General features: G+C 77.0%; 1 protein-coding gene and 1 pseudogene. Both read right to left on the bottom strand.

The annotated features are described in order from the left end of the window. A partial coding sequence (locus tag ETD86_RS53735) for an AAA family ATPase (protein ID WP_170223807.1) occupies positions 1 to 2,428 on the bottom strand: 2,428 nt, incomplete at its 3' end. 81 nt (positions 2,429 to 2,509) lie between these two features. Next, a pseudogene (locus tag ETD86_RS56520) lies at positions 2,510 to 2,743 on the bottom strand (protein phosphatase 2C domain-containing protein); the annotation flags it as partial.

Here is a 2,743-nt window from a genome sequence, read left to right as displayed (position 1 = left end):
GCCCCGCACCGACCCCACCCGCCGCGTTGGGCCTGGAGGCGGCGGCGGGATCGGGCGGCCCGTCGGGCAACCGGGCCGCGCTGATCTCGCCGAAGACGGCGAGCCCACGCTCGGCCTCGGCCAGCCTGCCCTCGGCGATCAGCGTCTCGATCCTGCGCGGCCACGCGTCGGGCACGAACGGGTCGAGGACGGACAGGCCGGAGGCGGACAGGCCGGAGGCGGACAGGCCGGAGGCGGACAGGCCAGCGGCGGACGGGTCGCCCGTCCCGGACGGCGTCTCCCCCGTTCCTGTCGCCGTGCCTCCTGTCGTCGTGCCTCCTGTCATCGTGTCTCCTGTCGTCGTGTCCTCGATGCCGAGCAGCGCCAGCGCGCGGCCCGCCTGGGTCTCCCCCAGGGCGTGGCGCATGCGGCGGGCGGTGGTCATGGCGGCGGTGGCGTGCGCGAGCGCCCGCTCGTGCTCGCCGCGAGCCACGAGCGGCGCCACGCACACCGCCTCCAGGCAGGGCAGCAGCCATCGTTGGCCGAGCGCCGACGCCTCGGCCAGCGCGCGCTCGGCCCGGGCGGCGGCGGCGTCCCACCGGGCGCACGCGTGCTCGGCCGCCGCCAGCAGCGCGGTGGCCAGCAGCCGGTGGTGCGGGAGCCCACTGGCCGCGAGCTGCTTGAGCACGGCGCACGCCTGCTCCGGCACGTCCCGTTCCAGGTGTACGACGGCCGCCGCGAGACTGCCGGGCGGCGCGTCGGCGCACGGTGCCCCGCCCAGCGCCAGCACGTCGTACGGCCTGGCGATCGCGCCCTGGATGGGCTGCTCGATCGCCAGGCGCGCCCAGCGCACCGCGCCCGCGCGGTCCCCCGTCACCAGGTGCAGCCAGGCCACCTGCTCCGCCACGTCGGCGGCCAGACCGGGCTCCCGGTGTCGCCACGCCTCGGTCAGCAACTCCGACGCCTCCTCGAAACGGCCGGAGACGAGCGCGAGCCGGCCCAGCACGTACCAGCGCGCCGGCGCCTTGTCGCCCCCGTCGTGATCGGCGCCGCGCCAAGATTCGGAGACGGTGCCGCGTGCGGCCGGCGCGCCGGCGAGCCGCGCCGCGTGGAGCACGTCGCCCCCGATGAGGACGTGCTCCAGCGCGGCCGTACGCAGCTCGTCGCGGCGGGCCGGGGCGCGCGCGGCGTCGATGAGGTCGGCGGCCAGCTCCAGATGGCCGGCGGCTTCCTGCCATTGCCCGTGTTGCGTGGCCTTGGCCGCGTAACCGGCCAGTTCTTCGGCGAGCATGTCGTCAGGTCCGCCCGCCGCGGCCGCCCGGTGGCGCAGCGCCGTACCGGTGTCACCGGCGAGCGCGGCCGCCGCCAGGTGGAGGCGGGCCCTGGTGCCCGGGCCCAGCCCGTCGTAGGCGGCGGCCCGGGCGAGCGGCTCGGGGAAGCCGATCAGACGGCCCGGCTGCTCCTCGAGCAGGCCGGCAGCGACGGCCTGCTCCAGGGCGTTCAGCGGGTCGGCGAGCCCGCCGGCGACGATCGCGGCCACGTGCAGCGGGCATCCTCCTCCGAGGACGGCACAGGCCTCGACGAGCTGCCTGGCCGCTCGGGTGCAGCCGTCCAGGCGGCGGGTGAAGGAGCGCCGATAGGTGCCGGGGGCCGGCAGCCGTACGGAGGCGTCCTCGAGAACGGGCCGGGGCACCGTCGCCAGCAGGGCGCGGGCGTGCAGCGGGCTGCCGAGCGTGTGCCGGCGCAGCCGCTCGGCCGCCTCCTCGCTGAGCCCGGGCAGCGGCCGGCTCCCCTGGCCCGGCGGCGACGTGAAGGACAGCTCGGCCAGGTGGGCGGCGGTCAGGCCGGCGAGCGGGATGTGCAGGGTGTCGTCGCCCGACAGCAGGCGCCGGAGCCCGTCGGGCAGCCACGGGTCGGCGAGGTCGCGGACGGCGACCAGCACGAGCACGCGCACCGCCCGCAGCCGCCGCAGCACGTACCCGAGGGCGTGCAGCGAGGGCCGGTCCGCCCATTGGGCGTCGTCGATCAGCACCACGACCGGCCCGTGCGCCTGCAAGGCCTCGATGACGTCGCAGATCACCTGCCCAGCCGCGCACGGGTCCTGCCCCGTCGCCTTCAGCCCCGCCGTCGCGAAACCCTCCAGATCTGCGGCAAGACCGTCCAGACCGGCCCGTCCCGAGCCCTCGGGGCCGGCGCTCCCGGGCGCGGCCCCCCGCACGGCCTCGTCCGCGAGTTGCCGCAGCACGCCGAGGGCGAGCCGCCGCTCGCTCTCCTCCCCGCTGGCGGCCAGCACCCGCACGCCCGCCTCCCCGCCGAGCGTGTGGTGGACGAGGGCGGTCTTGCCGATCCCCTCAGGCCCCTCGATCGCGACCCTTCTGGCGCAACCCACACCCGCCGCACGCAGCTCGGCGCGCAGCAGGGCGACCTCCGCCGTCCTGCCGACGAACATGCCGCACTCCCTCCGCCGCCTCCCCTTCATGGCAGAGCAGCGGGAACAACGCGTGATACACGCCGGTCTGTCCGGGTGCGGTCAGCCCGAAGCGGCCCTCACCCGCCCCCATGCCACGGAGGCGTCGTCGTGCCGCTTCCCCTGCACCGGCCCACGCGTCACCTCGAGCCTCCGCACGGCCCCGATCACCGCGCCCGGCCCTTCGCGAGACAGCGCGCCCACCACGTCGGACCAGCTCCACCCGTACCAGTCGACGAGCCGCGCGACCCCGTCGGTGCACACCCCGACTCCCCGCACCTCCCGTACGTCCACCGC

The sequence above is a fragment of the Nonomuraea turkmeniaca genome (assembly GCF_005889735.1).
Taxonomy (GTDB): domain Bacteria; phylum Actinomycetota; class Actinomycetes; order Streptosporangiales; family Streptosporangiaceae; genus Nonomuraea; species Nonomuraea turkmeniaca.
Note: the sequence above shows the minus strand (reverse complement) of the source record. Positions and strands in the feature narration are given on the sequence as shown.